At 66.3% G+C, this 25,320-nt stretch carries 30 protein-coding genes and 1 tRNA gene; 22 read left to right on the plus strand and 9 right to left on the minus strand.

What is annotated here, in order from left to right; translation table 11 throughout:
- Positions 1-4: 4 nt before the first annotated feature.
- The 3 genes from ABZS43_RS22205 to ABZS43_RS22215 form a co-directional block, all read right to left on the minus strand.
- A complete protein-coding gene (locus tag ABZS43_RS22205) occupies positions 5-1,225 on the minus strand; it encodes an erythromycin esterase family protein (RefSeq protein ID WP_355037827.1) in 1,221 nt (406 codons plus the stop codon).
- Between the two features lie 140 nt (positions 1,226-1,365).
- Entirely contained in the window at positions 1,366-2,475 is a 1,110-nt protein-coding gene (locus tag ABZS43_RS22210) for a DUF4185 domain-containing protein (protein ID WP_355037828.1), read from the minus strand.
- A 158-nt stretch (positions 2,476-2,633) separates the two neighbouring features.
- Complete coding sequence (locus ABZS43_RS22215; RefSeq protein ID WP_355037829.1) at positions 2,634-3,395, minus strand: crotonase/enoyl-CoA hydratase family protein; 762 nt, start codon at positions 3,393-3,395, stop codon at positions 2,634-2,636.
- Positions 3,396-3,517: 122 nt separating this feature from the next.
- Here ABZS43_RS22215 and ABZS43_RS22220 point away from each other — a divergent pair, with 122 nt between their 5' ends.
- The 3 genes from ABZS43_RS22220 to ABZS43_RS22230 are packed head-to-tail and all read left to right on the plus strand — an operon-like array spanning position 3,518 to position 6,440.
- Entirely contained in the window at positions 3,518-5,026 is a 1,509-nt protein-coding gene (locus tag ABZS43_RS22220; RefSeq protein ID WP_355037830.1) for an acetyl-CoA acetyltransferase, read from the plus strand.
- 12 nt (positions 5,027-5,038) lie between these two features.
- The gene (locus ABZS43_RS22225) at positions 5,039-5,800 is read left to right on the plus strand and encodes a crotonase/enoyl-CoA hydratase family protein (protein WP_355037831.1); all 762 of its coding nucleotides are present in this window, start codon (positions 5,039-5,041) and stop codon (positions 5,798-5,800) included.
- Between the two features lie 4 nt (positions 5,801-5,804).
- The gene (locus ABZS43_RS22230; RefSeq protein WP_355037832.1) at positions 5,805-6,440 is read left to right on the plus strand and encodes a TetR/AcrR family transcriptional regulator; all 636 of its coding nucleotides are present in this window, start codon (positions 5,805-5,807) and stop codon (positions 6,438-6,440) included.
- Between the two features lie 14 nt (positions 6,441-6,454).
- Here the strand turns inward: ABZS43_RS22230 and ABZS43_RS22235 are convergent, their stop codons facing one another.
- Positions 6,455-7,240, minus strand: a complete 786-nt coding sequence (locus tag ABZS43_RS22235) for an alpha/beta fold hydrolase (protein WP_355037833.1) — start codon at positions 7,238-7,240, stop codon at positions 6,455-6,457.
- A gap of 135 nt (positions 7,241-7,375) precedes the next feature.
- Here ABZS43_RS22235 and ABZS43_RS22240 point away from each other — a divergent pair, with 135 nt between their 5' ends.
- From ABZS43_RS22240 to ABZS43_RS22250, 3 genes are all read left to right on the plus strand, one after another.
- Complete coding sequence (locus ABZS43_RS22240) at positions 7,376-8,233, plus strand: oxygenase MpaB family protein (RefSeq protein WP_355037834.1); 858 nt, start codon at positions 7,376-7,378, stop codon at positions 8,231-8,233.
- 41 nt (positions 8,234-8,274) lie between these two features.
- Entirely contained in the window at positions 8,275-8,898 is a 624-nt protein-coding gene (locus ABZS43_RS22245; protein WP_355037835.1) for a TetR family transcriptional regulator, read from the plus strand.
- 126 nt (positions 8,899-9,024) lie between these two features.
- Complete coding sequence (locus ABZS43_RS22250; protein WP_355037836.1) at positions 9,025-9,357, plus strand: hypothetical protein; 333 nt, start codon at positions 9,025-9,027, stop codon at positions 9,355-9,357.
- Between the two features lie 127 nt (positions 9,358-9,484).
- Here the strand turns inward: ABZS43_RS22250 and ABZS43_RS22255 are convergent, their stop codons facing one another.
- On the minus strand, positions 9,485-9,979 hold the full coding sequence (locus ABZS43_RS22255) for a GAF domain-containing protein (protein ID WP_355037837.1): 495 nt from the start codon (positions 9,977-9,979) through the stop codon (positions 9,485-9,487).
- A gap of 350 nt (positions 9,980-10,329) precedes the next feature.
- Here ABZS43_RS22255 and ABZS43_RS22260 point away from each other — a divergent pair, with 350 nt between their 5' ends.
- From ABZS43_RS22260 to ABZS43_RS22270, 3 genes are read left to right on the plus strand one after another with little or no spacing between them, the layout of a single operon-like run.
- Entirely contained in the window at positions 10,330-11,559 is a 1,230-nt protein-coding gene (locus tag ABZS43_RS22260; protein ID WP_355037838.1) for an SfnB family sulfur acquisition oxidoreductase, read from the plus strand.
- A 27-nt stretch (positions 11,560-11,586) separates the two neighbouring features.
- Entirely contained in the window at positions 11,587-12,120 is a 534-nt protein-coding gene (locus tag ABZS43_RS22265; RefSeq protein WP_355037839.1) for an NAD(P)H-dependent oxidoreductase, read from the plus strand.
- Positions 12,113-12,610: a flavin reductase family protein gene (locus tag ABZS43_RS22270; protein WP_355037840.1), complete on the plus strand. Its 498-nt coding sequence runs from the start codon at positions 12,113-12,115 to the stop codon at positions 12,608-12,610. The genes ABZS43_RS22265 and ABZS43_RS22270 overlap by 8 nt, the downstream gene beginning before the upstream one ends.
- A gap of 471 nt (positions 12,611-13,081) precedes the next feature.
- Here ABZS43_RS22270 and ABZS43_RS22275 read toward each other — a convergent pair whose 3' ends face one another.
- The 4 genes from ABZS43_RS22275 to ABZS43_RS22290 all read right to left on the minus strand — a co-directional run bounded on the left by ABZS43_RS22275 (position 13,082) and on the right by ABZS43_RS22290 (position 16,236).
- Positions 13,082-13,531 carry a hypothetical protein gene (locus tag ABZS43_RS22275; protein ID WP_355037878.1) on the minus strand — a complete coding sequence of 150 codons (450 nt, stop codon included), beginning with the start codon at positions 13,529-13,531 and terminating at the stop codon, positions 13,082-13,084.
- Between the two features lie 770 nt (positions 13,532-14,301).
- Positions 14,302-14,375 (minus strand) — tRNA-Gly (locus tag ABZS43_RS22280).
- A gap of 119 nt (positions 14,376-14,494) precedes the next feature.
- Positions 14,495-15,670 (minus strand): tyrosine-type recombinase/integrase, encoded by a 1,176-nt coding sequence (locus ABZS43_RS22285; RefSeq protein ID WP_355037841.1) that lies wholly within the window; start codon positions 15,668-15,670, stop codon positions 14,495-14,497.
- Positions 15,671-15,846: 176 nt separating this feature from the next.
- Complete coding sequence (locus tag ABZS43_RS22290) at positions 15,847-16,236, minus strand: helix-turn-helix transcriptional regulator (protein WP_355037842.1); 390 nt, start codon at positions 16,234-16,236, stop codon at positions 15,847-15,849.
- A 185-nt stretch (positions 16,237-16,421) separates the two neighbouring features.
- Between ABZS43_RS22290 and ABZS43_RS22295 the strand changes: the two genes are divergently transcribed.
- The 13 genes from ABZS43_RS22295 (at position 16,422) to ABZS43_RS22355 (ending at position 25,098) form a co-directional block, all read left to right on the plus strand.
- Positions 16,422-16,646: a hypothetical protein gene (locus ABZS43_RS22295; protein ID WP_355037843.1), complete on the plus strand. Its 225-nt coding sequence runs from the start codon at positions 16,422-16,424 to the stop codon at positions 16,644-16,646.
- Positions 16,647-16,816: 170 nt separating this feature from the next.
- Entirely contained in the window at positions 16,817-17,758 is a 942-nt protein-coding gene (locus ABZS43_RS22300; RefSeq protein WP_355037844.1) for an ATP-binding protein, read from the plus strand.
- A gap of 81 nt (positions 17,759-17,839) precedes the next feature.
- Positions 17,840-17,998: a hypothetical protein gene (locus ABZS43_RS22305; protein ID WP_355037845.1), complete on the plus strand. Its 159-nt coding sequence runs from the start codon at positions 17,840-17,842 to the stop codon at positions 17,996-17,998.
- Entirely contained in the window at positions 17,995-18,405 is a 411-nt protein-coding gene (locus ABZS43_RS22310; protein WP_355037846.1) for a hypothetical protein, read from the plus strand. Before ABZS43_RS22305 ends, ABZS43_RS22310 begins: the two co-directional genes overlap by 4 nt.
- A complete protein-coding gene (locus ABZS43_RS22315) occupies positions 18,402-18,650 on the plus strand; it encodes a hypothetical protein (protein WP_355037847.1) in 249 nt (82 codons plus the stop codon). Before ABZS43_RS22310 ends, ABZS43_RS22315 begins: the two co-directional genes overlap by 4 nt.
- Positions 18,631-20,361: a hypothetical protein gene (locus tag ABZS43_RS22320; protein ID WP_355037848.1), complete on the plus strand. Its 1,731-nt coding sequence runs from the start codon at positions 18,631-18,633 to the stop codon at positions 20,359-20,361. The genes ABZS43_RS22315 and ABZS43_RS22320 overlap by 20 nt, the downstream gene beginning before the upstream one ends.
- Positions 20,358-21,713, plus strand: coding sequence for an AAA family ATPase (locus ABZS43_RS22325; protein WP_355037849.1), 1,356 nt, complete (start codon positions 20,358-20,360; stop codon positions 21,711-21,713). The genes ABZS43_RS22320 and ABZS43_RS22325 overlap by 4 nt, the downstream gene beginning before the upstream one ends.
- Positions 21,714-21,858: 145 nt before the next feature.
- Positions 21,859-22,158 carry a hypothetical protein gene (locus ABZS43_RS22330; RefSeq protein WP_355037850.1) on the plus strand — a complete coding sequence of 100 codons (300 nt, stop codon included), beginning with the start codon at positions 21,859-21,861 and terminating at the stop codon, positions 22,156-22,158.
- Positions 22,155-22,625: a hypothetical protein gene (locus tag ABZS43_RS22335; protein WP_355037851.1), complete on the plus strand. Its 471-nt coding sequence runs from the start codon at positions 22,155-22,157 to the stop codon at positions 22,623-22,625. Before ABZS43_RS22330 ends, ABZS43_RS22335 begins: the two co-directional genes overlap by 4 nt.
- Entirely contained in the window at positions 22,622-23,011 is a 390-nt protein-coding gene (locus ABZS43_RS22340) for a hypothetical protein (RefSeq protein ID WP_355037852.1), read from the plus strand. Before ABZS43_RS22335 ends, ABZS43_RS22340 begins: the two co-directional genes overlap by 4 nt.
- Positions 23,008-23,220: a hypothetical protein gene (locus tag ABZS43_RS22345; protein ID WP_355037853.1), complete on the plus strand. Its 213-nt coding sequence runs from the start codon at positions 23,008-23,010 to the stop codon at positions 23,218-23,220. The genes ABZS43_RS22340 and ABZS43_RS22345 overlap by 4 nt, the downstream gene beginning before the upstream one ends.
- The gene (locus ABZS43_RS22350; RefSeq protein ID WP_355037854.1) at positions 23,220-24,011 is read left to right on the plus strand and encodes a hypothetical protein; all 792 of its coding nucleotides are present in this window, start codon (positions 23,220-23,222) and stop codon (positions 24,009-24,011) included. Before ABZS43_RS22345 ends, ABZS43_RS22350 begins: the two co-directional genes overlap by 1 nt.
- A 106-nt stretch (positions 24,012-24,117) precedes the next feature.
- On the plus strand, positions 24,118-25,098 hold the full coding sequence (locus ABZS43_RS22355) for a GAF domain-containing protein (RefSeq protein ID WP_355037855.1): 981 nt from the start codon (positions 24,118-24,120) through the stop codon (positions 25,096-25,098).
- The last annotated feature ends 222 nt before the right edge of the window (positions 25,099-25,320 follow it).

Genomic DNA, 25,320 nt, shown 5'->3' on the forward strand with positions numbered 1-25,320 from the left:
CTATTCAGTCGGGCAACCATGTGACCGGCGATGTCGCCCGCACATGAATGAGCGCGTCGAAGGCGTCGAGCAGCGAATCCACCGCCATATTCGCCTCGGAATCCTTCGCCGCGTCGTAGATCCCGCTGATGACGCGCAGCTTCGCCGGTCCGCGCCGCCATCGGTCGACCGCTTCCGGCGCGCCGGCGCGCAGATCGATGGAGTACGCGGGAAGGTCCACCGTGCCGAGTTCGGCGTCGACCAGGTCGGCGGCGGGTGCGGGCGCCCGGCCCATCCCCAGGTCGCCGTGGTGGAATCCGACTGCCACCGCGATGTATTCGGCCCCCAGGTGTTTGCGCAGATGGCTGCCCGCGCTGCCGAAGGCGTCCGGACTGGTGCGGTCGACACCGACCGGAATTCCCGAGATATGCGCGCTCCCATCCCAATAGACGATTCTCGACTCGGCCGCCCGTTCCAGAATCCTTCGCGCCGAGCGGAGTTCGTCCCCGCCGAAACCGCCTCGACCCGCGACGCTGTTCTCGTGGAATTCCACGATGACCCGCGCGTGGTGCAGTGCCGTGTCCCGCTCCGGTGTCGCGGGCGATCCGTCGATCAGCGCGTACGCATCGCGGGCGTGTTCGGCGAACGGCCTTCCGGGGTGAACGCCGCGGTGACGTTGGACGTGTTCGTCCATCCGGTGCGCGGTGCGGATCGGTGTGAGATGGGATTCGACGGTCGGCGCCAGGTCCGGGGCCGCGGCGCGTAGATAGTCGAGAACCGCGTCGTAGTCGGCGGATTCCGCCTCCGGGGGGCGCACGCCGAAGATCGTGACGGGATCGTCCTGATGTTCGGTGTTGTACGCGCGAATCCACTCCATCGTCGCGATCGTCTGCGCGGTGCGCAACGGGCGCCAGGCTTGGGTGAGCACGTTCTCGGGCGTTCCCGCTCCGGTGCGCACGTAGGCGTCGAAGCGGTCGCCGGAGCGTGCGCTGTCCTGGATCGCGAGTGCGCGGAAGCCGTGCCGGAGCACCAGGGTGCGCAGGATTCGTTCGCGCACGCCATAGGTCTGGCGGGAGAATCGGGTGGATTCGCCGAGTCCGACCACGGTGGCCGAGCCGAGCCGGTCGATCAGCGCGTCCAGGTCGATTCCGGTGTGATCGCCGTCGGTACCGGTGATCGGATGCGCGTTGGCGTGTAACCAGTGTCGAACGGTCGCGGTGTCGCCGGGTGCGGACAGTGCGTTCACGGAGATCTCCCGAAGGTCGACGGTTGGGCGTGCGAACCCAGTCAATGACGTCAACCAACGTTGAGGTCAAGGGTGTCGAAACGAGAAAAGGGACCGACGCTCGCCCGTGGTGAGCACCGGTCCCGTCGTTCTCGTCGGGCTCAGAAAGTGGTGCGCATGAGCACGACGTTGTACTGGCTGTGCACCGTGGTCAGGAAGTACAGATCGCGGCCGGTCTGGTACGGGAAGATCGACGGCGCGTACGCGGTCGGCAGCTCACGGGTGTCGATGAGCACCTCGGGGGCGCTCCACGGGCCGGTCGGGGAGGGGGAGCGCCGCATCACGACCGAGTTGAACGGGTCGGTGGTGAGCGAGATGAACTGTCCGAGATAGGAGTTGTACATCACCGAGAGTTCGCCGACGCCGCCCATGATCGGCGCCGCGGCATTCACGTCACCCTTGCGCGACCAGTTTCCACCGTCCCAGTACTCGTATTCGCCCAGGTTCTGGATATCGTTCTCGGCCACCCTGGCGACATAGGCCGCGTTGTTCCGGCCGGAAGGGGTTCCGTACTCGTAGACGAATCCGCCGTCCTTCAGGAACGCGTTCATCTGGAAGTTGGCATGACCGCCCTCGTTCGGGCGACGGGTGTGGCCGAGATCGGCCCAGGTTTCGCCGTTATCGGCCGATGCCGCGAGTCCGGAGAAATTGGTTGTCCACTCGCCGACGTTATCCCAGGTCTTCACCGACATCAGGCTCATGTACTGAACGCCGTTGACCGCGATTCCCGCGGTCGGGATGCGGCTGATCTCGATGAACGGGATCTTCGGACTGGGGACGAGATCGCGTGCTTGGCCGACGATATCGCGTACCACACTGTCGAAATACACGCCGCCGGACGGGTCCTTGGTATGGCTGCGTACCAGGATATTGCTCCGCCACGCCCAGGTGCTGCCCGCGAGCAGATTCGGGAAGCCGATGCCGGCGGTGTCGCCGAAAGCGGTCAGCATTTCGTCCTGCCCGTTGTCCCACATGATGCCCAGGTCGGTGCCGAGCACGTTGTAGGACTGGGTGCTGTTCGGGCTCGCCATTCCGGTCACCTGGAATACGGCCTTGGTCCGCCCGCCCAGGTTCGGCAGGCCCGTGGTGCCGTTCAGCACCGGAATGGGGTTGATCGCGTTGGGGTTTGCCGCGGCAGGGATAGTCGCCGTGAGGAGCAAAACCGTGGCCCCCGCCAGAGTCGATAGCAGGACGGATGCGGTCTTGTTCAAGGTTGCGGCCTTCCGGAGTCTCGCCGAAGGCAGCACGATCCACAACCCCCCGTTATGTGTGTCGAGCCACATTTCAGCTGGCTGGCAAATCGAGCAAATGCTAGCAGCCGAACCATAGAAAATGGGGGCTTGCATCCCGAATCTAACGAAAATGGCGGCTATTTCGTTGTTCGTTCGCCGCTCATTCGGGCCCGGCGCACGACCAACGGCAGTTGCGTCGAGCGTTCTATCGCGAGGGTCCGGCGAGTGGACGCCTGCCAGGTGCGCTCGAACAGGCGCTTCGCCCCGGCGACGGCGTGCGGGGATCGAGTGGCGATGCGATCGGCGAGCGCTTCCGCCGCGGCTGTCGGGTCGGCGCTCACCTCGGTGATCAGGCCGATGCGTGCGGCGTAGGCGGCGTCGACGGTGTCGGCGGTCATGGTCAGCAGCAGGGCCTTGTCCATCCCGATGAGCCGGGATAGCGTTGCCGCGCCCGACATATCCGGGACCAGTCCGTGTCTGGCCTCCATCACCGAGAACTCGGCGTCGGGGGTGGCGAAACGAATGTCGGCGGCGAGGGCGATCTGCAGGCCGCCGCCATAGCAGCGGCCGTGTACCGCGGCGATCACCGGCACGGGAAGTCTGCGCCACGCCCAGCAGGCTTCCTGGAAGGTGTTGGTGCCGCGCCACGGCCGGGGGATGAAGTTGCGCACGATCGCCAGCGGATCGCGCGTCACCCCGGCGATGTCGAGACCGCTGCTGAAACTCGGGCCGTTGCCGGAGAGGATGACCGCTCGCACCCGGTCGCGACCAGCGACGGTGTGCGCCGCGTCGATGAGACCGTGCAGCATGTCGATGGTCAGGCCGTTGTGTTTATCCGGTCGGTCGAGGGTGACGTAGGCGCGGTCACCGTCGAACCGCACAGCGATGTGGGAGCCCATGCCCGGATGTTACCCGCGAGTCAGTTTGGGTGACGGCGACAGTTGCCTGCTCCGGGTGCGCTCTGCTGTAATCGAACGCAAGTTACCGTCAATATTGACGGTAAGTGAGATGGAGCGGAGGAATGATGCTGCCAGCCGGAATGGATCCGCGGACGCCAGTGCTCGTCGGTGTAGGCCAGGTGGTGCACCGTGGGGGCGAGCCGGGCCTGCCGGGGCCGGTCGAACTCGCCGCCGAATCGCTGCGCCGCGCCGGCGCGGACAGCGGCGCTGGGGATCGCCTGCTGCGCGATGCCGACGTGATCGCGTCCGTCGCCCCCGTGAGCAGGCCGTATACGGATCTCGGCGCGCTGGTGGCGGCCGAGCTGGGCGCGAGCCCGAAGCGGACGCTGCAATCGGTGCGCTTCGGCGGTGACGCGCCGCAGCGACTGCTCAATCTGCTCGCGCAGGACATCGCTGAGGGGCGGGCCGAGATCGCACTGCTCACCGGTGCCGAGGCCGTCGCCTCGGGCAATGCCGCGAGCCGAGGCGGTATCGCGGTCGACTGGCCGGACCAGGCCGAGACCGTGCTGCCGACCCAGATCATCGGATCGGACCGCGGTCCCAACTCGGATATGGAGAACGCGGCGGGTCTGTGGGGGCCGGTGTACTTCTACGCCCTGATGGAAACCGCGCTGCGCGCCCGGCTCGGACTGAACAAGGCCGAACATCTCGAGCGGATCGGCGGGCTGTGGTCGCGGCTGTCCGAGATAGCGGTGGGCAACCCGCACGCCTGGATGCCGGTCGCGCAGTCGGTCGCGGATCTGGTGACGCCGACGCCGGCCAACCGCTTGGTGTCGAGCCCCTATACCAAATTGCTCGTCGCCAATCTCACGGTGGATCAGGGCGCGGGGCTGATCGTGTGCAGCGCCGCGGCAGCCGACGCGGCCGGGGTGCCGCGGGACCGCTGGGTCTTCCCGCACGGCGGGGCGAGCGCCACCGAAGAGTGGTTCGTCACCGAGCGCGCCGATATGGGCGCCTCACCCGCCATCGCCGCGGCAGGGCGTTCCGCGCTCGCCGCCGCGGGTGTCGGCATCGATGACGTCGCGCATCTGGACCTGTACTCGTGCTTCCCGGTCGCGGTGCAGGTCGCGGCGCAGGCATTCGGGCTGCCGATCGATGATCCGTCCAGGCCGCTTTCGGTGACGGGCGGTCTCACCTTCGCCGGCGGTCCGGGGAACAACTACACCCTGCACTCGATCGCGACGATGGCGCAGGTGTTGCGCGCCGACCCCGAAAGCTACGGCCTCACCACCGCGCTCGGCTGGTACATCACCAAGCACGGTGTCGGAGTCTTCTCGACCCGCCCGCCGCGTCGCCTGTTCCGCGCGGTGGAGGCCGAACCCGTCGCCGCCCGCCGCGAGATCGCGCCCGGCTACACCGGGTCGGCGACAGTCGAGGCCTATACCGTCCCCTATCGCAAGACTCGTGACGGCGATGAGCCGGAGGCCGTTGTGATCAGCGCTCTGACTCCGGACGGCGCCCGTACGCTGGTCAGGGCCTGCGACGCCGACACCATCGCGGCGTTCACCGACGGTGATCCGCTCGGCGCGTCCGTCGAGATCACGGATGCCGATAAAATCACCCTGCTCTGAGAGAGGACACCCATGACCGACCCGATTCTGGTCGAACGGCGCGATGCGATCACTGTGCTGACCGTGAACCGTCCCGAGGCCCGCAACGCCATCGATCTGGCGACCGCGCAGGCCATCCACGCCGCGGTGGACGATTTCGAATCCGATGATTCCGCGCGGGTGCTCGTCCTCACCGGCGCCGGTGGAACCTTCAGTGCCGGAATGGATCTCGTCGCCGCGTCGAAGGGCGAGATGCCCATCACCGAGCGCGGTCCGCTCGGTATCGCCGCGCGACCGCCGGTCAAGCCGATGATCTCGGCGGTGGAGGGTTTCGCGCTCGCGGGCGGATTCGAACTCGCGCTGTCCGGCGATCTGATCGTCGCGGCGAATGACGCGCAGTTCGGCATCCCCGAGGTGAAACGCGGACTCGTCGCCGCGGGCGGCGGTGTGCTTCGCCTGACCCAGCGGCTGCCGCGTCCGATCGCCGCGGAATTGGCTTTGACCGGCGGACGCATCAGCGCCACGCGCCTCTACGACCTCGGACTGGTCAACCGGGTCACCGAGCCGGGCGGCGCGCTCGACGTGGCGCTGGAACTCGCCGCCGAAATCGTCGCTGCGGCACCGCTTTCGGTGACGGCCAGCAAGCGGATCATCGACGAGTCCCCGGATTGGTCGGTGGCGGAGGGTTTCGCGAAACAGGGGGAGATCGCGCTGCCGGTGCTGTTCTCCAAGGACGCCGCCGAGGGTGCGCTCGCTTTCGCGCAGAAGCGCGAACCCCAGTGGCAAGGACGCTGATTCGATGACCGAACGCGTCCGGGAGACGCAGGCGCAGCGCAGCGCGCGCATGCGGACGCGGCTCCTGGACGCGGCGGTGGCGAGTCTGGTCGAGGTCGGCTACGCGGGCACGACCACGCTGGCGGTGCAGAAGCGGGCCGGGGTGGCGCGCGGCACCCTGCAACACCATTTCCCGACCAAGGCCGCGCTGCTCGCCGGGGCGGTCGAATATGTGGCCGCGCAGCGATTCGACCAGCTCACAAGGGAATTCGAGGCCATTCCCGACGGCGCGGATCGGCTGGAGAAAGCCGTCGAGTTGACCATGCGGATGCTCAACGGGCCGTCCTTCTGGGCGGCGCTGGAGATGTGGGTGGGTGCGCGGACCGATCCGGAACTGCTCGCGGCCTTCCTGCCCCTGGAACATCGGCTGTTCGATCTGATGCACACCAGTATTCGCGATATCTTCCGCGCGGAGTTCCCCGACGATCCTCGGGTGCCGACCATTACCGAATTCACCATCGAGATCATGACCGGCCTCGCGCTGCGCGTGCTGCTCACCGGGGATCTCGATCGGAACCGAATCATCCAGCAGCGCTGGGGTAATGCGGTGCGCATCCTGCTCGGCACGGCGGATCCGGCGACGCTCACCGATCGCGGGTGAGCGCCGCCGCCTGATCAGGCAGTGCCCGCGGTGTCGAGCAGTACTTTCGCGCACGCGGCCGGATCGTCGTAGAACGGCGTATGTCCGCAGCCGTGCAGGGTGACATGTCTGGCGTTGGGCAGCGCCGTCCTGGCGCGACGACTCTGGGTGGCGTAGGTGAGCAGGATGTCGCGGTTACCCCAGGCGACGGTGACGGGAATGTCGGCCAGTGCGCCGATTTCGCCCAGTCGCGCGGTATCGAAGGAGGCGAGCGCGTCCGCGAAGGCCGGTGCGTCGCCCGCTCCGTTCGCGGTGTCGATGGCGATCGGCGCGTCCACCGCCCACGGCTTCCCGAAGACGAGGTAGAGGAAGGCCGTTCGTCCCGCCGCGGTGCCGAGAATGCTCGGCAGCACCGGTCGCAACGGCCTGATCAGTCCGCGTGATATTCCCAGCGACTGTTGGCACCAGATGCGACCGGCCTTGTCCCAGAACCCGATCGGCGAATACGCGGTGACCGAGCGCGCGAGTCCGCGTGCTCCGAGTTCGAGCGAGATGAGCCCGCCCATCGAATTGCCCGCCAGGTGCGGACGTTCGATGCCCTGTGCCGCAAGGAATTCCGCGAGCGCGTCGGTGAGTGTCGCGACGGTGGTGTGTTCCAGCGGTGCGGACCCGGCGAATCCCGGCAGGTCGACCGCGATCACGTCGAAGGTTCGGGCGAGGGTGTCGATGATCGGTTCCCACACCTGCCAGCGGCTGCCGATGCCGTGCACCAGCACCAGCGGTTCACCCCGGCCGACCCGGTGGTGGTTCAACGTCCTCATCCAGTCATCCCAACTCTGTTTCATTGGCGCAGCGCCAACAGTAGCAGCGCGGGTTGCCGTCGATGCCGAGACCATTGCAAAGCGACAAAGAGTGCCATATTGTCGCTTTATATCTACCGAGTGAGCGAGAGTGCGATGACGACGATGTCGATCGACATGGATGCCGAGACCGAGATGTTGGGGCCGGATTCCCTGCTGTGGAAATACTTCGGCGACTGGCGAGTCATGTTGATGGCGCCCGCCGCGGGGATCATGCAGCTCATGTTGCCCGCGCTCGGTGCGGGCGTCACTCAGCACTCGGATTTCTTCAACGAGCCGTGGGAGCGCATCTTCCGATCGATTCCGCAGATCGCCGGGACCGTCTACGACGGACCGGAAGCCGTGGCGACCGCCGCCGCCGTGCGCGACTACCACCGCGATATCAAGGGCGTCGACGCCGACGGGCATCGCTATCACGCGCTCGACCCGGAAACCTATTTCTGGGCGCACGCCACCTTCGTCTGGTCCGCGATCATGATGGCCGATGTCTTCGATCACCGGCTCAGCGACGCCGAGAAGCAGCAGCTCTACAGCGAGAGTAAACAGTGGTATCGGCTCTACGGCATCAGCGAGCGGCCGATGCCGCAGGATTGGTACGCCTTCCGCGCCTACTACGACCGGATGTGCGCCGACCGGCTGGTCCTCACCGAATCGGCCGCCTGGGTCGTCTCCCAGCTGGATCGGCCCGACGAAATGAGCCTGCCCTATGTGCCGGATGTGGTGTGGCGGCTGTTCGGCACCGCGTTCATGCATCAATATCGGCTGGTCGCGGCGGGCACCATGCCCCCCGTGCTGCGTGAACGGCTCGGCCTGCCCTGGGGGCCGCGGCAGCGCAGGCAGTTCCGCCTCCGCGTCGCGGTGATCCGCAAGGCCTGGCCGCTGCTGCCGGAACGGCTGCGATACCAGCCGCGAGCATTGGCTGGCATCGCGCGCGAACGTGCCGCTGTCGGGTGAAGACACGGTCCGCGCCTGCCCCGGCGTGGCAGCATGAACCCATGGCAGATGTCGAATTGCCTTCGCTCGCCACTCTGCTCGATCTACCGAGCGCGGCGTCGGATCCGATCACCGAGAGAATTCTCGACGCGGCGCTGGCCGAATTCACCGATTTCGGGTTGCGGCGCGCGTCCGTCGACGATATCCGCCGCAGGGCCGGGGTCAATCGCGCGACCGTCTATCGCCGGTTCGCCACCAAGAACGACCTGGTAGCGGCCACCTTCCAACGGTGGACACTCGGCCTGCTCGCCGAAACCGCCGCCGCGGTCGCCGACCGGCCGACCGTGCGCGCGCGGTTGGTCGAGGGTTTCGTGCGCTGTGTGCTGATCGTGCGGACCGATGCGCTGGTCGGGCGACTGCTGACCAGCGAACCGGAGATCTTCGTGCCGTACCTGACCACCGACGGTGCGCCGATCCTGCGGGCCTGCCGGGAATTCCTGGCCGCGCAATGCCGTGAACTGCTGGCCGAGGGCCAGACGATGGCAGTCGACGCCGACGCCGCCGCCGAGATCGCGCTGCGGTTGGCCCAATCGGTTGTCCTCACCCCCGACGGCTATTTCGACCTGCACGACGAGGCCGCGCTGCGAGATTTCGCCGACCGGTTCCTGGGCCCGCTGGCGGGATAGCGTCCACGTGCGCAACGACCTGTGCGCGAACGAATCTCGCTCGATCGACCACCGGCCCCGCGATGCGGCATTATCGTTGCGGCGCCCCACGGGGCGGGTGTCATCGAAGCGAGAAAGAGGAATCAGGTGCGGATCTTCCTGGTCACCGCGGCAATCGTCGCGCTGCCGATGCTGTCGGCGTGCGGTTCGGACACCGAGGCCGATCCCGCCCCGGTGACGGCGGCGGATATCTCACGGTCGTTGCAGGACAAGGGACTTCCGAGCAAGGGGCTCGCCGATTGCGCCGCCGAGCTGTACGTCGCCGAGGGAATCTCCCAGGCGGGGCTGCGCACGTTGATCAGCGACGAATACGACAACAAGGCCGTCGATCAAGAGACTCTCGGCATGAGCAAGGAAGACGCGGACCGCGCCCGCGCCGCCGCCGCCAAGATCGGCACCGAATGCGTCGGCAAATCCTGATCCGACACCGGCTGTAGACCGCAGGCCCGCATACGCGCAACCGCCCTTCGGCTGGAGCGCGAGCGACCGAGTGCGGGCGGTGGAGTCGAGATGCGCGATCAGGGAGCTGCCGCGCGTTGTGCTCGACTCATTCGGCGTCGGGCAGCGATTCGAGGAATACGCGCGCGACGGCCTCGAGTCCGTGCCGATCCGTATCGTCGAATCGGCCGGGATCGGGGCTGTCGAGATCGAGGACGCCGATCAGCGTGCCATCGCGGACAAGTGGCACGACGATTTCCGAACGGGAACCCGGGTCGCAGGCGATATGGCCGGGGAAGGCGTGCACGTCAGGAATCACCTGCGTCTGCTGTGTCCGCGCCGCGGTGCCGCAGACACCGCGGCCGAGGGCGATCCGCACGCAGGCCGGTTTGCCCTGGAACGGCCCGACCACGAGTTCTCGCCCGTCGAAGAAATAGAACCCCGCCCAGTTCAGTCGAGGCAGGGCGTGGAAGATCAGCGCGGACAGGTTCGCGGCATTCGCGATGCGGTCGGATTCCCCGGCGATCAGCTCCGTGGCCTGCGCATTCAGCTCGCGGTATTGTTCGGTGCGATCCCCCGACAGTTCGGCAACGGTGAACGACATGCGTGCATCGTAGGCCCGCACCGCGATCGCGGATGGCTATCCGTCGAACCGCGATTCGCGAGCGTGCCGGTCGGATTACCGCGTCATCCGCACCCGTTCCTCGGCTCGAATCCGTCGATGATCGGATCGCGCGGATTCAAACCCTCCTGCCGATCCGGTCCCGGTGTTGAAGCGGAGTACAGACCGGCCGATTCTTCGGACCTATGGAGTAGCTATGACCACCGAGCAGATCGCAGAGAGATCCGGTTCGCCTACCGGGTCCCCACTGTCAGCGGCGGACCCGGTGAGAAGGTGCTGTCGCTGGTGCGGGAATCGGCGGCTGCCGGGCAGCCCGTCGCGGCGGTGCAGTGATGACCGCGGTCATCGCCGACCGCATCGAATCGGCAGCTCAGGCGATCGATATCGCGCGAAATCTCGCGGCGGAATTCGCGGTGGGGGCCGCCGCGCGGGACCGCGCAAGGCAGTTGCCGTATCCGCAGGTGGACCGTTTGGCCGCGAGCGGCCTGCTCGCGATCACGGTGCCCGCCGCTTTCGGGGGCGCGGATTTGGCGCCAACGGTGGTCGCGGAGGTGGTGCGGATCATCGCCACCGCCGATCCGAATATCGCCCAGATTCCGCACAGCCATTTCGTCTACCTGAATCTGCTGAGGCTGGCGGGCGATCCCGACCAGCAGGCGCGCTACTTCGGGGCCGTTCTCGACGGGGCGAGAATCGCCAACGCGCAATCCGAGCGCGGCGGCGCGACGGTCGCCGATATCGCCACCACCGTGCGGCCCGCGGGGAGCCGTCTCCGGGTCGACGGCACCAAGTACTACTGCACCGGTTCACTTTTCGCTGATCTGCTGGCCGTACTCACCCGCCTCGACGATCCGGACGAGGAACTCGGCCTCGCGCCCGGCGAATACGTCGTCTACCTGCCCGCCGATACGCCCGGTGTGCGGATCGTTGACGACTGGAACGGAATCGGTCAGCGCACCACCGGCAGCGGAACCATCGTGTTCGACGGTGTGCTGGTCGAGCGGGATCAACTGGTGGCGCGGGCGGCGGCAGTACACGCGCCGACCGGGTACGGCGCGTTCGCGCAACTCCTGCACGCGGCGATCGATGCGGGGATCGCGCGTGGCGCACTCACCGCGGCAACGGATTTCGTGCGCCGGTCGAGTCGGCCCTGGTTCGAGGCGGGTGTGCAGCGGGCGGTGGACGATCCACTGCTGATCCAGCGTTTCGGGGAATTGGCCGTCGGTGTCTCGGCCGCGGAGGCGACACTGGGCGCCGCAGGCGCCGCTGTCGATGCCGGTGTCGACCCGGGTGGTGCGGGACTCGCGTCGGGCGACGCCGTCGCACGCGCGTCACTGGCCGTCGCCACCGCCAAGATCCTCGCCGACCGTGCCGCGAACGAAGTCTCCGCTGCTCTCTTCGAGGTGGGCGGAACCCGCAGTGCGGCAGCGGATCTGAATCTGCATCACTACTGGCGCAATGCCCGCACGCACACCCTGCACGATCCCGTCCGCTGGAAGTACCAGCACATCGGCCGCGCCCTGCTGCACGACACCGCGCCGCCGCAGCACGGTGTGTTCTGAGCCGTCGAGCAAGAGAAGGATACGAATATGTCAGTGACGGTCGTCGTCGGAAACCCCAAACCCGCCTCGCGCACGCTCACCGCGGCGACGCTGGTCGCCCAGGCACTGCGTCCCGATTCCACACCCGCCGTCATCGATCTCGTCACGCTCGGCTCCGGCCTGCTGTCCTGGGGCGATCCCGCCGTAGCGGAGGCCGCGCACACCGTCGCCGAATCCGAACTCGTCGTCTTCGCCAGCCCCACCTTCAAGGCGACCTACACCGGTCTGCTGAAACTGTTCCTCGAACAATTCGACGGCGGCACCGGACTCGCCGGGGTAGTAGCGGTCCCGCTCATGCTCGGCGCCGGCCCCGCCCACGCGCTAGCACCGGACCTGCTGCTCAAGCCGGTGCTGGTGGAAATCGGGGCGACCGCCGCGCTGCCCGGTCTCTACCTGTCCGATCGCACCTTCCTCGAAGACGGCGCGATCGCCGCCTACGCCGAGCGCTGGCGTCCTGTTGTCGACGCACTCACCAACAGCCCCCTACAGTCGAGCACAGAGAAGGCGACGAATCATGCATGACCTCTTCGAGTTCCCCGCAGACGGCGACGGACTGCGCCGCGCCTTCGCCAACTTCCCCAGTGGTGTCGTCGCCGTCTGCGCCGAGGTCGACGGCGTCCCACATGGACTCGCGGTGAGCACCTTCGTCCCGGTCTCGCTCGACCCGCCGCTCGTCTCGTTCTGCGTGCAGAACTCCTCTGCCACCTGGCCCCTGCTCGAGCGCGCCGACCACCTCGGGCTGAGTCTGCTCGGCACCGATCAGCAGGCTGCCGCCAAGGCGCTCGGGGCGCGCAACGGTGACCGTTTCCGCGATTCGGAACTCCACCGCGGCACCGGTGACGCGGTATTCATCGACGGCGCTTCGGCGTGGATCGAAGGCGTTCCCGAGGCGCGGGTTCCCGCTGGTGATCACACGGTCGTCATCCTGCGGATCCACCGCTTGGCAACGCGGGCGGATATCGAGCCGTTGGTCTTCCACGGCAGTAGGTTCCGTCGCCTGCTCGCCGGTTGAACGTTTGATCGCGGTTCGCCTGCCGCTCGCCCACACGTGGGCAGTATGTCCGGCGACGGTTCAGGTGGCCGGTGAGCCTGAGCGGTCGCGAACCCGCGAACCCGCGAACGAGCTGACGCTGCCGCGCCGTCGCTCGTGGTTCGGCCTTCACCCGGGAGTTGGTCCGCGGGTGCGGCGGGTCGTCTCGAGCGCCGAGTGGCTACGGTCTGGAGCGATTGCTGTCACTTCGCCGAAGAGACGACTTCTCAGCTGGTGCCGAGTCGAAGCCGAACATCACCTCGAGCCATTTCGCGGATCCCCGACCCTTTTCCCTCGTCGTCGACATCACGCCGCGCAACGATCGTTGCGCTGTTCCAATACTCGACCTGATGTACTGAACCAAACGACCATTTCGGACAGTGCGCGACCGGGCGGATATATGTAATCCGCCCGGTCGTATTCCCTAACCTTGATTCGGTTCTTCCGGATCGATCAGAACGGCGTCAAGAAGAAGCCGATCGAGGCACCGACTGCAGCGCCGACCGCGCAACCGAAGACAGCGCCGACGACGAAGAACCAGATTCCGATGGCAATGCCGATCGCGCAACCGATCGCCGCGCCCACCACGGCACCGCCGAGCAGGGCGTCATGCATCAGGCCCTGAAGCTCGGGTGTGACCGCGGCGGGTGACGGCACGCCGGCTGCCGGTGTCAGCGTCAGCGTCCTAGCCGACGGGTCGAGCGACGGTGTGACGCTGAAGTTCTGGCCGGTCTCCATCCGCAGTGTCGTCGGAATCGTGCCGACGATCGCGCCGTCGTCGGCGATCACATTGATCGCCGCCGGCGTCACTTCGAATCTGCCGGCGGCCAGATCGACGACTGCGCTGCTGTGATCTGCGGCCAGGGTGGTGGTGTAGGCGATGGGCCCGTCCACTCCGTTCATCGTGAGGTTTGTCAGAGTGCCCTCACCGTGCGCTGTGGCCATTGCTATGCCCATTGACGCGATGGCGAACATTGCGGTCGCCACTAGTTTCCTGATAATCATTGGGAGTCCAATCATCGGACCGATGTGTGGATTCTTTCCCGGGCGGGCGACGTTGACCGTCCAACCTGATCTTTCTACCGGATGGATGAAATGTCGATAGGTTTCCGGTACGAGAAATTTTTCGAACCGTGAGTCGGGAATTGCCTCCCATGCCCCCTATTCGTCGATAGTCCCGATCTGCCTTCGGGCGAATAGGTTCAGGACTCAGGTTGGGTGCTGCCGGGTAGGCGAATCGGTCCGGCCGGGACTTCGGCTCGGCGCCCGTGGTTGCGTGTCGGCGACCACAGGTCGGTTGCTCTCCGATTGCCGAAACGTCCAGGTGCTGGAGATCGTCGGACGTTCGCGATCATCACCAGGACCCGAGCCCCGCGACGGGTATCGGTTCGCCGTGCCGGAGACCGGGCTCACTGCGATCGAACCAGCGCTGCGAGCTAGGACGGCGCACCGCCCACAGCACGGAACCCGAACATCCGGTCGTGCCGTCCGCGCGTTCGCCCGGTGACGGAATGCAGCTCGAACCCAAGCGCCGGATCGCGCCGAACGACCACCTGGAGCGACGACGCTCCTGGGCTAGGCTCTGAACCTCCACCAGCCGGAGTGCATAGGGTATAGTGCCCGTGCCCGCTGTGGTGCGATGGGTGAAATCCCTTGTCTACCAAGTGGTTTCGTGGAGCCGATGACGGGAATCGAACCCGCGCTGTCTGCTTGGGAAGCAGAAGTTCTACCATTGAACTACATCGGCGTGCGTCGTGACGCGACCGTCAGCCTAGCAGACCAGGCATGATGCTATGCAACTGTGCTGGTACGAGTAGAGACCTGGGCCTGAAAACGGCCCAGGTCTCAATTTACTCTAAAGATTGCTCAGATCTCGGCGAAGTCCTCCAGGTACTCGCGGGCGTCGGGGCCTTCGTGGGCGGGCTCGACGTAGTGCCGCCGGGTCGTCGCGCTGCTGGCGTGACCCAGCTGCGAGGCTGCCTTCTCGATGTCGTTGCGGCCGATCTTGGTGCCCACGGTCTTGCGGTAGGTGTGGGGGTTCATCGGCAGATCGGTCAGACCGACGCGGTTGCGTGCCTCGGTGATCTGGGTGCGGACGTTGTTCGGGTGACGGATGGTCGCGGCCCGTGACGGAAAGATCAGGTCCTCGGGATCTGGATCTGACACCGCGCGTAGTGATCGCAGGACGGTGGCCAGCCATTCGGGCAGCATCAGCCGTCGGCGGGCTTGGGGGCCGCCCTTGGGGTAAGGCTGGGTGTACACGGGCTTACCTTCACCCCACGCCGCGGTGCCCTCGATCAGCAATGTGGCCCCCGACGCTCTCGGATCGAGGTCGAGGTGTTTCCATCGGAGCACCACGACTTCGCCGATGCGGGCGCCGGTGCCGAGCATGACGTCGACGATGTCGGCGATGCCGTTGCGACCGGCCAACCGGTCCGCGCGTAGCAGCCTGCGCACGATCTTCACCTGCTCGGGATTGAGTGCCACGACCTGCTTCTTGCCGACGCGGATGGTGGAGGTGAGTTTGACGAGATTTCCGAACCGCGCGGCGCCGAGGCGTGTAGCCAGATCGAACATCCCGGTCAGGCATACCCGCGTCAGTTGCGCGGTGGGATATCCGATCTCGCGTTTGACTCTGTCGAAGAACACTTCCATTTTCGCGGCCGTGAGTTCGTTGATGGTGAGTCCGCCGAGCCCTTTGGTGATGTGCCCCAGCGTGACTGTGCGGTATCGCCGATAGGTTGACCACGGGCTGGATTCCTTGACCTTTTCCAACCACATGTTGGCGAGAATCTCGATGGTGGTCTCCGGTGTGAGTTCACCTTCGGCGTCGCTGGTCTTGTAGCGTTGGTCGAGCTTCTCTCTGAGCGTGGTCTCCGCCTTCGGTGCCGTCGGTCCTGTCGCGGTGACAGGACGTAGGCGACCATCGAGATCGCGGTATTGCGCTCTGGCTTCCCACTTCTCCGGCTTGACACCCTTCGGTGTCAGTCGCTTCCGGGTGATTTTGCCCCAAGTGCCGGGTTTCGTTCTGGCTCGAGGCATCAGTGATCGCCGCCCGCGTCGAAGGCGGCCGTCTTCGTATTCATTTGAACTCCCGTAGAAGGTATTCCGGGTGCTAGCCGGTATTGACATTCCAATTCTACGGGGCGGCAACACATTTAATTCACATGGATACAAACGGTCGAGAGAGGTATTTGTTCGAGAGTCGGGTGTTCTGCTCAGTCGTCGGTCGAGACGATGAATCCGGTGGTTTGGATCTTCAAGGGTGGGCGGGGATGTCGGTTGGTGGCCACGAGTGCGCGGATGAGTTCGTTGACGAGTTTGCGTTGTTCGCGGCTGAGCATCGTCGCGTCGGGGGTCGGGATGAAGGGTTCGTCGGTGTCGAGGTCCAGGCCCGCCCAGTGGGATACGTCGCGGACGTCGAGTTTGAGGGCCTTGGCGACGGCGCGGAGGGTGTCGAGGGTGGGCAGTAGTTCGGGATTGTCGATGAGTCGGCTGACGGTGGTGGCGTGGAGTCCGGCGAGGTCGGCGAGTTCGTTCCGGCTGTCGATGTTGGCCGCGGCCATCGCCGAGGCCCACGGTTCGGGAACAGCGCGCTTGCGTGGCATGTCCACAAGGGTAGGGCATTTTTCTACATGTACATAACAGTAGATGCGGAACCATTCGGGAAGCGCCTGATTTGTTCGTCTAGTAGTGCGTCTGCCAGCTGAATCATTCGCGTTGATTGCGACTACCTGTAGAACTCGGCCTCTACTGCTGGTAGGTTGAGAGTGGGAGGAACCAGGAGGGGCAGATGAGCTATCGAGCGAGACTGACATCGCGGACCGTGCTGCGGGATGCGATGTCGGCCAAGGGAATTCCGGTGCGGACGCTGGCCGGGCGAGCGGGGTGCGGCAAGAGCATAGTCGGCCTGCTGCGCTCGGGAGCGCGAACCACCTGCACTCCCGCCACTGCCGCGAAACTCGCTGCCGCACTGGATATCCCCGCACAATCGCTGTTCCGGATCGAGGAGGAGTAACCGCCACAGCACAGTCGAACCTACGGGAGACATAAGTTGACCCGACGGGCTAGCACCCCGCCGGGTCTGTGCACATCTACGGGAGTAGTCATGCGACCCAAGTCTAACCCGGCTGCCGTCGAATATGCAGCCGGGATCGTCAACGACCGCACATCACGGCGGTGGTGGTGATGGTGATCGAGTTCAAACCCGCGGTACGCCGCAAGTCCCCTGCCCGCCTCGCTTTGGCTGGTCCGTCCGGTTCGGGCAAGACCTACACCGCCCTGTCGCTGGCGTGGGAATGGGCCCAGCGCGAGGGCGGCGGGATCGGGATGGTCGACACCGAACGCGGCTCCGCGAGCAAGTATCAGGGCACCAACGGCTGGCAGTGGCGCACCCTGGACCCGGACCGGTTCTCACCGACGAGCCTGGTCGAGATCTTGGGAGCTGCTGCCGGAGAAGGGTTCTCGGTGTTCATCATCGACACCTGGAGCCATTATTGGATGGGCCAGGACGGGATGCTCGAGCAGGTCGACCGCCGCAAAGCGGGCAACAACTCGTTCTCGGGCTGGAAGGAAGTCAACCCCGACGAGCGGCGCATGATCGACGCGATGCTCACCTTCCCCGGGCATCTGATCGTCACACTGCGCACCAAGACCGAATATCTCGTCGTCGATGACGACAAGGGCCGGTCGGTGCCGCGCAAGGTCGGCACCAAGCCGGTGCAGCGCGACGGCCTCGAGTACGAGTTCGACATCGTCGCCGACCTCGACCTGTCCAACAATCTTCACATCTCCAAAACCCGACTGCCCTTCCTGAACGGGCAGGTCATCGCGCAACCGGGTGCGGAGCTGGCGACCCGGATCGCTGATTGGCTCGACGGCGGCGAAGAGGTCCCGACCGTGGCGGAGTTCCGCCAACGCGTTCTGGATGTCGAGTCCCTGGAAGAACTGCGGGAGCTGTATCGCGAGATCGCCTCCTACCGACTGCTGGGTGCGCCGACGGTCGATCACGAGGGCACACCGACCACGCTGCGGGAGTTGGTGGTCGCGATCAAAGAGGCGATGGAGACCGTGGATGCCAAGCTCGCCGCTCAACGCGGCGCACGGGATCACGATGGGGAGAGGGGGTGAATCAGAATGGCGAGACGATGTGACACGCCGGGGTGCGGGCACGGTTTGCTCACTACCGACGAGATCGCGGAGCGGTTGCGTGTGAGTCGGCAGTTGTTGTTGCAGTGGCGGTCCCAGCCCAAACCGCACCGGTTGGCGGATAAGGGATTTCCGCTCAACGGTGAGTCGGGGCCGTTGCGGTGGCTGGAATGCGACTGGCACGCCTACCTCGAAGCTATCGAACATCAGAGGTCGGCGTGAGTACGGTGCGCGGGCGTTCCTCGCTTCATGCCAGGAGCATCGAAGCGCAGGACGCCCGCCGCATCTTCATTGAGGAGTACCGGTTCCTGCGCGAGGGTCAGATGTCGCACGAGTCGATCGCACAACGCTTCGGGATGAGTCTGACCACGTTGCAGACGCGGGTGCTGCGTTACGGGTGCATGGTGTTGACCGCGGCCGAGCAACGCGCTTCCGATCGCCTCGATGCGTTGATCGAGCGTGGTGACCCGTTCACTCTCGATGAATTATCGGGTGTCGATGACACGGCCGCGTCCTGGCTGGTCGGGATGGCGCTCAAACGTGGCCGTGTGCGTTCCTCGCAGGCCGAGACCGGGCGCAAGCATCGGCCCTCGGTCTACACACCGGTCGATGAAGGTCGTGTCTCGTGACCGGGGCGAAGACCGCTCCCGCCTATCCCACTGTGCCGGTCGTTGTTTCGGATCCCGGTGACCCGTTCGGCGACGGCCAACCGTGGCACGCCGTCGGGCAGGTGCGTGACGAGGCCGGGCGAGTGACGCGGGTGCTGTACGAGTGCCGCTACCTCATCGAGAGCGATACCGCTGCGGCGTGGGTGCGCGAGCGGCGTTGGCACGACGGCGTACCGGAGTCTCGTGATGTCGAACAGGTCGCCTGAGCGCGACCTCGGCGATGCGCGTGGCGGGTCGGACACCGAGCCGGTGTCCGACCCGTGCGTGCCCGCTGAGGTTCGCAGGGATCAACGCAGCTATATCAAGCTGAGCATCGACTTCCTGGAGAACCGTCGCACCGGCCCGCTCTCGCCGGTGACCAAGCTCGCCTTGATCGAGTTGTGGATCTACTGCCACCGCAACCGCACCAACGGCATCATTCCCGCCGCCCACGCCCACCGCATGGTGCACAAACGCCTGCGCGAGGTACTCGCCGCGGCCGGATGCTGGCAGCACTACACCTGCACCCCGCAGTCGCCGTGCCGACACAATGGCTGCACCTCGTCGACACCCTGCCGCCAGGACGGGTATGTGATGCACGACTACGGCAAGCACCAGTCCCGCTATCCCCGCGAGGACGGGCGGCGCCGAGACCCGCGTCCCTACATCAAACTCGCGGTGGACTTCCTGGAGAACCACCGCACCGGGCCTTTGTCGCCGGTGGCGAAACTGGCACTGATCCAGATGTGGATCTACTGCCACCGCAACCGCACCAACGGCGTCCTACCGTTGTCGGCGTTCCGCAAGATCGCGACCACCCGCGTCCGCGAGATGCTCCTCGCGGCCGGATCCTGCCACCACCACGACGACACCACGCCGACAGGACACCGGCACCATGTCGGCACGACGGCGGCCTCACGTCGCGACGATGACGGCACGGGTATCTCGGCACAGCGTGGGCACGACGGTGGCAAGGCGGTGCCAACACGGCGGCAAGACGACAGCACCACGGCGGCGTCATCTCGGCATGGTGTCGTCACCATGCACGACTACCGACACCACCAAACCATCTACCAAAACCCCTCCGAAACAAGGGAAAAGGCCAGCCCAGACAGTGAATACGACGCTACGGCGAAGGAGGCGGAAATCCGCGACCCGGCTACCGGACCCGCTGGCGAGTCGGGTGGCGAAACCGTGCGGCCTCCCTCGCGTGACGCGCGCGCGTCTCATAAGTCACAAGTCATAAGTACCCCTGGTCCTTACGTTGGTATCCCCCCTCCAGTAGGTGACGCGCGGGAGGAAAAACACCCAGACCCACCACGACCACGGCCGCCGTCGCCGCCGGTTCGTGTTGCGCCGCGGGCCCGTCACGGCGGCGACGACGCCGCCGACCGGATCAACGCCTCCGCTCCGGAGGTCCCCGCGACTGCGGCGATGCGTCGGCGCGTCGTGGCTCGGTTGGCGCCCAACGCGGTCGCGGTGCTCGCCGAACCCGATGCCGATGAGCTCCGGCGCGAACGCGCCCAACACGAAATCGACTGCGCTGAAGCGGTCATCGATGCTCGCGCCGAGTACCTGGAAACCGGTGATCTGGCCTCGAACCCGGAGGCGGACTTGCTGTTCGACCCCTTCGGCGACAACGGGTTCATGCGGCGGATGTCGGCCGCGCAGCGACCGCTGCCCGTGCCGGACCCGGTCACGGTCGGTGAGCGGCGCGCGCTCGCGTTCCGGCTGGCACGCGAGCACATCGACGACATCACCCGCTACGGCGGACAACCTCCCGGCAAGGCGCGTGAGGCGATGCGCGCCGAACTCGAAGCGTTGCTCGAGGCCGGGGTGAGCCAGGACGTGCTGTGCTCGGAACTGCGCAGCATGCTCGAGGTCGGGTTGTGGTCGGCCTCGAAACTGCGTGAACGGCTGTCGGGAGACAGCGCATGACCGGCAACGGGGTGGACTGGGACACCCCGGAGATGTGTGATGTCGAGGCCGAACAGCAGCTCCTGGGCGCGGCGCTCTACGCCGAAGGCAACCTCGACGTCGCGCAACAAGTCGCCGGGATCGCGAATCAGGCGTTCTACGTGCCCGCACACCAGCTACTGCACGCGTCCCTGGTGGAGGTGCTACGTGAGGACCTGATACCCGATCCGGTGGTGATCGTGGACCGCGCCGCGCGCCGGGGTTCACTCGGCGGCAACCCCGACCGGCTACGCCGGATGAGCCTGGAACTACTCGGCAAGGGCATCCCGGCCTCGGTCCCGTACTTCGCCGACCGGATCATCACCCTGTGGCACGCCCGCACCGCCGTCACCGAGGCCACGCGCCTCATCCAGCAACTCCACGGCCTGCACCGCTCGGGCGACCTCGAATTCACTGGTGAAGTCCTTGCGCGCGCACGCGAGGCCCTGGACCTGGATTTGTCCGACCTTGCCGCGCCGGACGTTTCGGCGCTGCCGCCCTCGGTCGCGGAGATCCTGTCCGGCTCGGATTCCTACGACTGGTTGATCCCGAAACTGTTCGAGTACGGGGACCGCATGATCCTCACCGGCATCGAAGGACTCGGGAAATCGACACTGCTCGCGCAGATCGCGGTCGCGGTCACCGCCGGACTGCACCCGTTCCTCGCCGCCCCGATCATCGGGCCGGGCGCGCCGCGGGCGCTCTCACACCGGGTGTTGGTGATCGACGCGGAGAATCTTCCGGGGCAGTTGCGCCGTCGCTACGGCGATCTCGTGTACCGGGTGAACAGGACCTGTGACCGGCTGGGGCATCCGCGCCCGGACTGGGACGACGAACTGCGCATCGAGGCCCGCCCCGACGGTGTCCGCCTCGAAGACCCGCGCGAACTGCGCCGGATCGAAGCGGCGATCGCCGCGCATCAGCCGGTGCTGGTGGTGGCGGGGCCGCTGTACCGGCTCAACGCCCTTGATACCGAGGCCGCTGACGGTGCACGGGAGTTGGTGCGGATTCTCGATCATCTGCGGGTGAAGTATCGGTTCACCCTCATCCTCGAAGGCCACATTCCCCATGCGGCAGACGGGCGATCGCGGTCGGTGCGCCCGATCGGGTCGTCGTTGTTGTTGCGGTGGCCGGAGTTCGGGTACGGCATCGTTCCGGCGAAGGGGCACGAGGACGACGAACATCCGTCCGTGGTCGATCTGCGTCAGTGGCGTTACGCCCGCGACGAACGTCTGTTCCCGCGCGAGCTGTACCACGACAAGTCCGGGTTCCCGTGGACTCCGAGTGGCGGCTATTTCGCGATGTGTCGCGACAAAGGCGTCTATGACCGATGAGGCTGAATCGAATGTTGTTGGGAGGCACTCAATGTGAAGTGTTGAGAGCGCACATGAACTGAAATAGACTGGTGTGTAGGGGATTTCAGTGGCTAGCACCCACCGCCCCCTTGAATTGAATATCGCTTTCTACGGGAGATGACGAATGAGAATCGTCCTGGAATTGCAGTGCCCGCAGGTCCACGAACCTGTCGGGGATTTCGCGGACACCGACACCTCACGGCTGGTCACCAGCCTCGCGCGGCCCTTGGCGCAGCGCCGCTGCCCGGCCTGCCCCGATTCGGTCCTCGAACCGGGGCTGACCGTGCTCGAGGGCCACAACCGGCGTACCGCCTACTGCCCGTGCTGCCAGGCCACCTGGCTGCCGCAGCGGCCCGTGCGGTTGCTCTCGGCCGGACGGCTGCTCGGTACCGAGCCGGTGTCGCGGTCGGGGGTGCGGTCATGATCCGCCGCCTGGCCCCCGATATGCGGTTCGCGACACGGGTGCTCACCACGATCGCCGACCTACCCGACCATCCACGCCATCCGGGCCTGACCTGGGACCAAACCTATTACCGCGAAGTCGACGTGGAGGATGTGGTCTACGCCGACAACGGCGCACCGGTATGCGCGACCGCGATGTGCTTCGCCGGATGGGTCGTGGAACTCGACCCCGAGGTGGACTGGGCGTACGACTCGATGACCCTGCGCGTCAACGAACTCACCGACCACACCACCTCACCGCCGATCACCCTGAGTGCGGGTCTGACCACCGCGGTCGACCTGTCCACCGGTCACCGGTTGTATGCCGACGAGTACGCCCAACGCCGACTCGGACTCACCTCCGACCAGGCCGCGACCCTGTTCCTGTGGTCCAACACCCTCGACGACCTCGCCGAGATCATCGACCGCATCAGCCGGGGACGACTGTGACCGCCACCGTCATTACCGCCACCGCCCTGGTGAACCGGGTCCGAGCACTGGCCACGGCCACGCCGGAGGGGACCACGCCCACCGGCAGCGAGCACCCGCACGGGGATCGCTACGTCATCCGTGACGACCAAGGTCGGTGGCGGGGCTCGCGCCTGCTCGGGCGCGCCCTGCTCGACCTCGGCGCCGACCCCGACGCGCTGGCCGAGCACGACGCCTATGCCCTGTCCGCGGCGAGCACGGTCATGTGCTTCGTCGGATTGGGCTTGTGGGCGCAGGAGCTGTTGTGGCTCAACGTCGTCCAGGTCCAAGAGGGCAGGGGCCGTTGCTGGTGTGATGCGGTCGCCTACGCCGACCTGCGCATCCCCGGCGTCGGTGATCCCCGGTGACCGTCCACTCGATCGCGCCCGGTACCGCGGCCGCCGAAATCGTGGTCGACAAACTCCCCGCCTATGCCGGGCAACCGCAACGCTGGTCCGCGCGCATCGCCTACTGCGACCAGGCCGGGCGCATCCGCCACCTGCACGCCATCCACACCGATCCAGACACCGCCGCCGCTGCCGTGCAGGATCGCCTCGACGAACTCGGAATCCGCTGATGACCAAGCACGAGAACAAGACTCCCGACCAACTCCTCACCGACCGCATCGACGCCTTGGCCGCCGAACCCGACACCCCGGTGGAACCGCAGGCTCCGCGGCCGGAACAGTGCCCGAACTGTATCGATGACTGGCACGCGCTGCCGATCCGCCGCGACCTGGTCGTGTTGCGGCAGAACTACTGCGGGTGCGCCGACTGTGACCGGGAGCTGGACGCCTACGACTACGCCACCGACACCAGCGAGATCATCTGCCCAGGCTCCACTATCGAAGGCCCGATCGAACCCCTGGAGGTGCGCCTGGACCGTGCCGGGTTCGACCTCACCCTCGACATCGTCGAAATCCAGCTCGTGACAATGCCTCTCGATACTCCCGCCGACCCGGACCTGTTTCCGGCATCGGGGGTGACGAGCGCGATCGAGTTCCCTGACCCGTTGTCCTACCGGGCCGCGGTTTTCGCATTCCGGCTCGGGACCACCTGGCGGGGAGCCGATCACGTCGTGGTCATGCACCAACCCGACGACAGCGGCAGCGGACCGTTGACTGTGTTGTTCCGCTACCACCCACCCGGTACCCCGCAACCCCCGACAGGTGCCACCTACCTTCTCGGCAGCCTGATGCTGACCGTCCTGGACGACGACAGCGACGCCGAAGGCTACCGGGCCGCGATCGACCCCCACGGTGTCGTCATCGAGATCGACGATCGGATGCGAGGCCGCTACCAGGTCGACGGGCACATCGACCCCCGCACCATGGTCACCCACGTCACCGGCCAGACCGTGACCGACTGACCCGACCCGACCCGTCAGCGTGAGGTTCGGCACTGGACGGTATTCACCTCGGTACCGGACCTCACGTTTCGGATTACGGTAGGTCGGTATGTGGGGGGAATGGTTGTTGATCGAATGCATCCAGGCCGAACCGACCGTGATGGCCATCGGCCGCAGGCCCGCGCACCTGGTGCCGCTCAAACGTGCACTGCGCGGCCCGGCGCTGCGGGTCGCACGTCGGCTGACCATGCAGGTGAGGGCCAGCGGGCACTGCTGGGAGGAACGCTCACGCGAGCGCGATGAACACCTCGTCGCCGAACCTGTGTGCAACCTGGCCGGGAGGGTGCACGGCGTGCGGATCTGGACCGGCGCCTACGACCAGGAACCACCACCTGCCCCGCGCTCGGGGTGCTTCGACTGGAACCTCGAGGCCACCACGGTCCTGCTCACCGACGAGATCTACGACATGCACGCCGTCGCCGCCCAGGCGCGGCGCCCGGAGATCACCCGCATGCAGGCGATGCGGTGGCTGATCCACGCCGAGGACGAAGGTACCGCGCTCGCGCTCGCGGCCGAATCCGACGAGCGCACAGTGCATTACGCCACCTGGCAGATCCTGCGCGACGACAGCGTCCCCCGCGACATGCACTTCGCCGCGCGCGGCGCACGAGTCGACGGCCACAGGTTCGTGCACGGATTGATGCTCGACATCAGCGAGGGCCGCGACATCCCCGCCCCGCCACCACCGTTGACCTTCGCCCAGGCCGTCATGCACGCCGAACTGTGTGAACCCGGCATCTACCACGCTTCAGTGGACCTGGCCACGCTCACTCCTCACCGCTGGCTCGGCCCCCCGATGCCCGGCATCGCCTGGGAACTCGGCGACGACCCCGACCGTGGCCCGGGTCTGCATCCCGACGACCTCCCCGCCGCCCGCCAACTCGCACGCGACCTCAACAAGGGACCGGTCACCGGGATCGTGCGACTGCGAAACACCCAGGGCGGGTGGACATCGGTACACCTGAAAGCCAAACGTATGCTGCTGACCCGCGAATCACACGCGACAGCCGCACTCGTGAGCGTGTCCCACACCACAACAAGACGGTAGAGGGCATCGATTCTCGTGTCACATGACACAGCCGAGGGTTAACCAGAACCCTTCCTATATAGCGGATCTCACGTTTACGATCTCCTGTTCGGGATCAGGCCCCCTTGCCTCACTGGCCGACCCCGCCCCCCTGAGAACCGACCACCGAAACGGCGCGCGCAGCCAATCCGCTGCCCCGCACCGCCCGCACCCGACCGGCCACACCAACGGGCCGGACGCGGG

Source organism: Nocardia sp. NPDC005366, from assembly GCF_040606855.1.
In the GTDB taxonomy this organism is placed as follows: Bacteria; Actinomycetota; Actinomycetes; order Mycobacteriales; family Mycobacteriaceae; genus Nocardia.

Excerpts from the sequence above, each read along its gene's own strand:
- ABZS43_RS22215 (WP_355037829.1), bottom strand. The coding sequence starts at position 3,395 with ATGGGCTCCCACATCGCTGTGCGGTTCGACGGTGACCGCGCCTACGTC.
- ABZS43_RS22220 (WP_355037830.1), top strand. The coding sequence starts at position 3,518 with ATGATGCTGCCAGCCGGAATGGATCCGCGGACGCCAGTGCTCGTCGGT.
- ABZS43_RS22225 (WP_355037831.1), top strand. The coding sequence starts at position 5,039 with ATGACCGACCCGATTCTGGTCGAACGGCGCGATGCGATCACTGTGCTG.
- ABZS43_RS22230 (WP_355037832.1), top strand. The coding sequence starts at position 5,805 with ATGACCGAACGCGTCCGGGAGACGCAGGCGCAGCGCAGCGCGCGCATG.
- ABZS43_RS22235 (WP_355037833.1), bottom strand. The coding sequence starts at position 7,240 with ATGAGGACGTTGAACCACCACCGGGTCGGCCGGGGTGAACCGCTGGTG.
- ABZS43_RS22240 (WP_355037834.1), top strand. The coding sequence starts at position 7,376 with ATGACGACGATGTCGATCGACATGGATGCCGAGACCGAGATGTTGGGG.
- ABZS43_RS22245 (WP_355037835.1), top strand. The coding sequence starts at position 8,275 with ATGGCAGATGTCGAATTGCCTTCGCTCGCCACTCTGCTCGATCTACCG.
- ABZS43_RS22255 (WP_355037837.1), bottom strand. The coding sequence starts at position 9,979 with ATGTCGTTCACCGTTGCCGAACTGTCGGGGGATCGCACCGAACAATAC.
- ABZS43_RS22260 (WP_355037838.1), top strand. The coding sequence starts at position 10,330 with ATGACCGCGGTCATCGCCGACCGCATCGAATCGGCAGCTCAGGCGATC.
- ABZS43_RS22265 (WP_355037839.1), top strand. The coding sequence starts at position 11,587 with ATGTCAGTGACGGTCGTCGTCGGAAACCCCAAACCCGCCTCGCGCACG.
- ABZS43_RS22270 (WP_355037840.1), top strand. The coding sequence starts at position 12,113 with ATGCATGACCTCTTCGAGTTCCCCGCAGACGGCGACGGACTGCGCCGC.
- ABZS43_RS22275 (WP_355037878.1), bottom strand. The coding sequence starts at position 13,531 with ATGAACGGAGTGGACGGGCCCATCGCCTACACCACCACCCTGGCCGCA.
- ABZS43_RS22285 (WP_355037841.1), bottom strand. The coding sequence starts at position 15,670 with ATGCCTCGAGCCAGAACGAAACCCGGCACTTGGGGCAAAATCACCCGG.
- ABZS43_RS22290 (WP_355037842.1), bottom strand. The coding sequence starts at position 16,236 with ATGCCACGCAAGCGCGCTGTTCCCGAACCGTGGGCCTCGGCGATGGCC.
- ABZS43_RS22295 (WP_355037843.1), top strand. The coding sequence starts at position 16,422 with ATGAGCTATCGAGCGAGACTGACATCGCGGACCGTGCTGCGGGATGCG.
- ABZS43_RS22300 (WP_355037844.1), top strand. The coding sequence starts at position 16,817 with ATGGTGATCGAGTTCAAACCCGCGGTACGCCGCAAGTCCCCTGCCCGC.
- ABZS43_RS22320 (WP_355037848.1), top strand. The coding sequence starts at position 18,631 with ATGTCGAACAGGTCGCCTGAGCGCGACCTCGGCGATGCGCGTGGCGGG.
- ABZS43_RS22325 (WP_355037849.1), top strand. The coding sequence starts at position 20,358 with ATGACCGGCAACGGGGTGGACTGGGACACCCCGGAGATGTGTGATGTC.
- ABZS43_RS22330 (WP_355037850.1), top strand. The coding sequence starts at position 21,859 with ATGAGAATCGTCCTGGAATTGCAGTGCCCGCAGGTCCACGAACCTGTC.
- ABZS43_RS22335 (WP_355037851.1), top strand. The coding sequence starts at position 22,155 with ATGATCCGCCGCCTGGCCCCCGATATGCGGTTCGCGACACGGGTGCTC.
- ABZS43_RS22350 (WP_355037854.1), top strand. The coding sequence starts at position 23,220 with ATGACCAAGCACGAGAACAAGACTCCCGACCAACTCCTCACCGACCGC.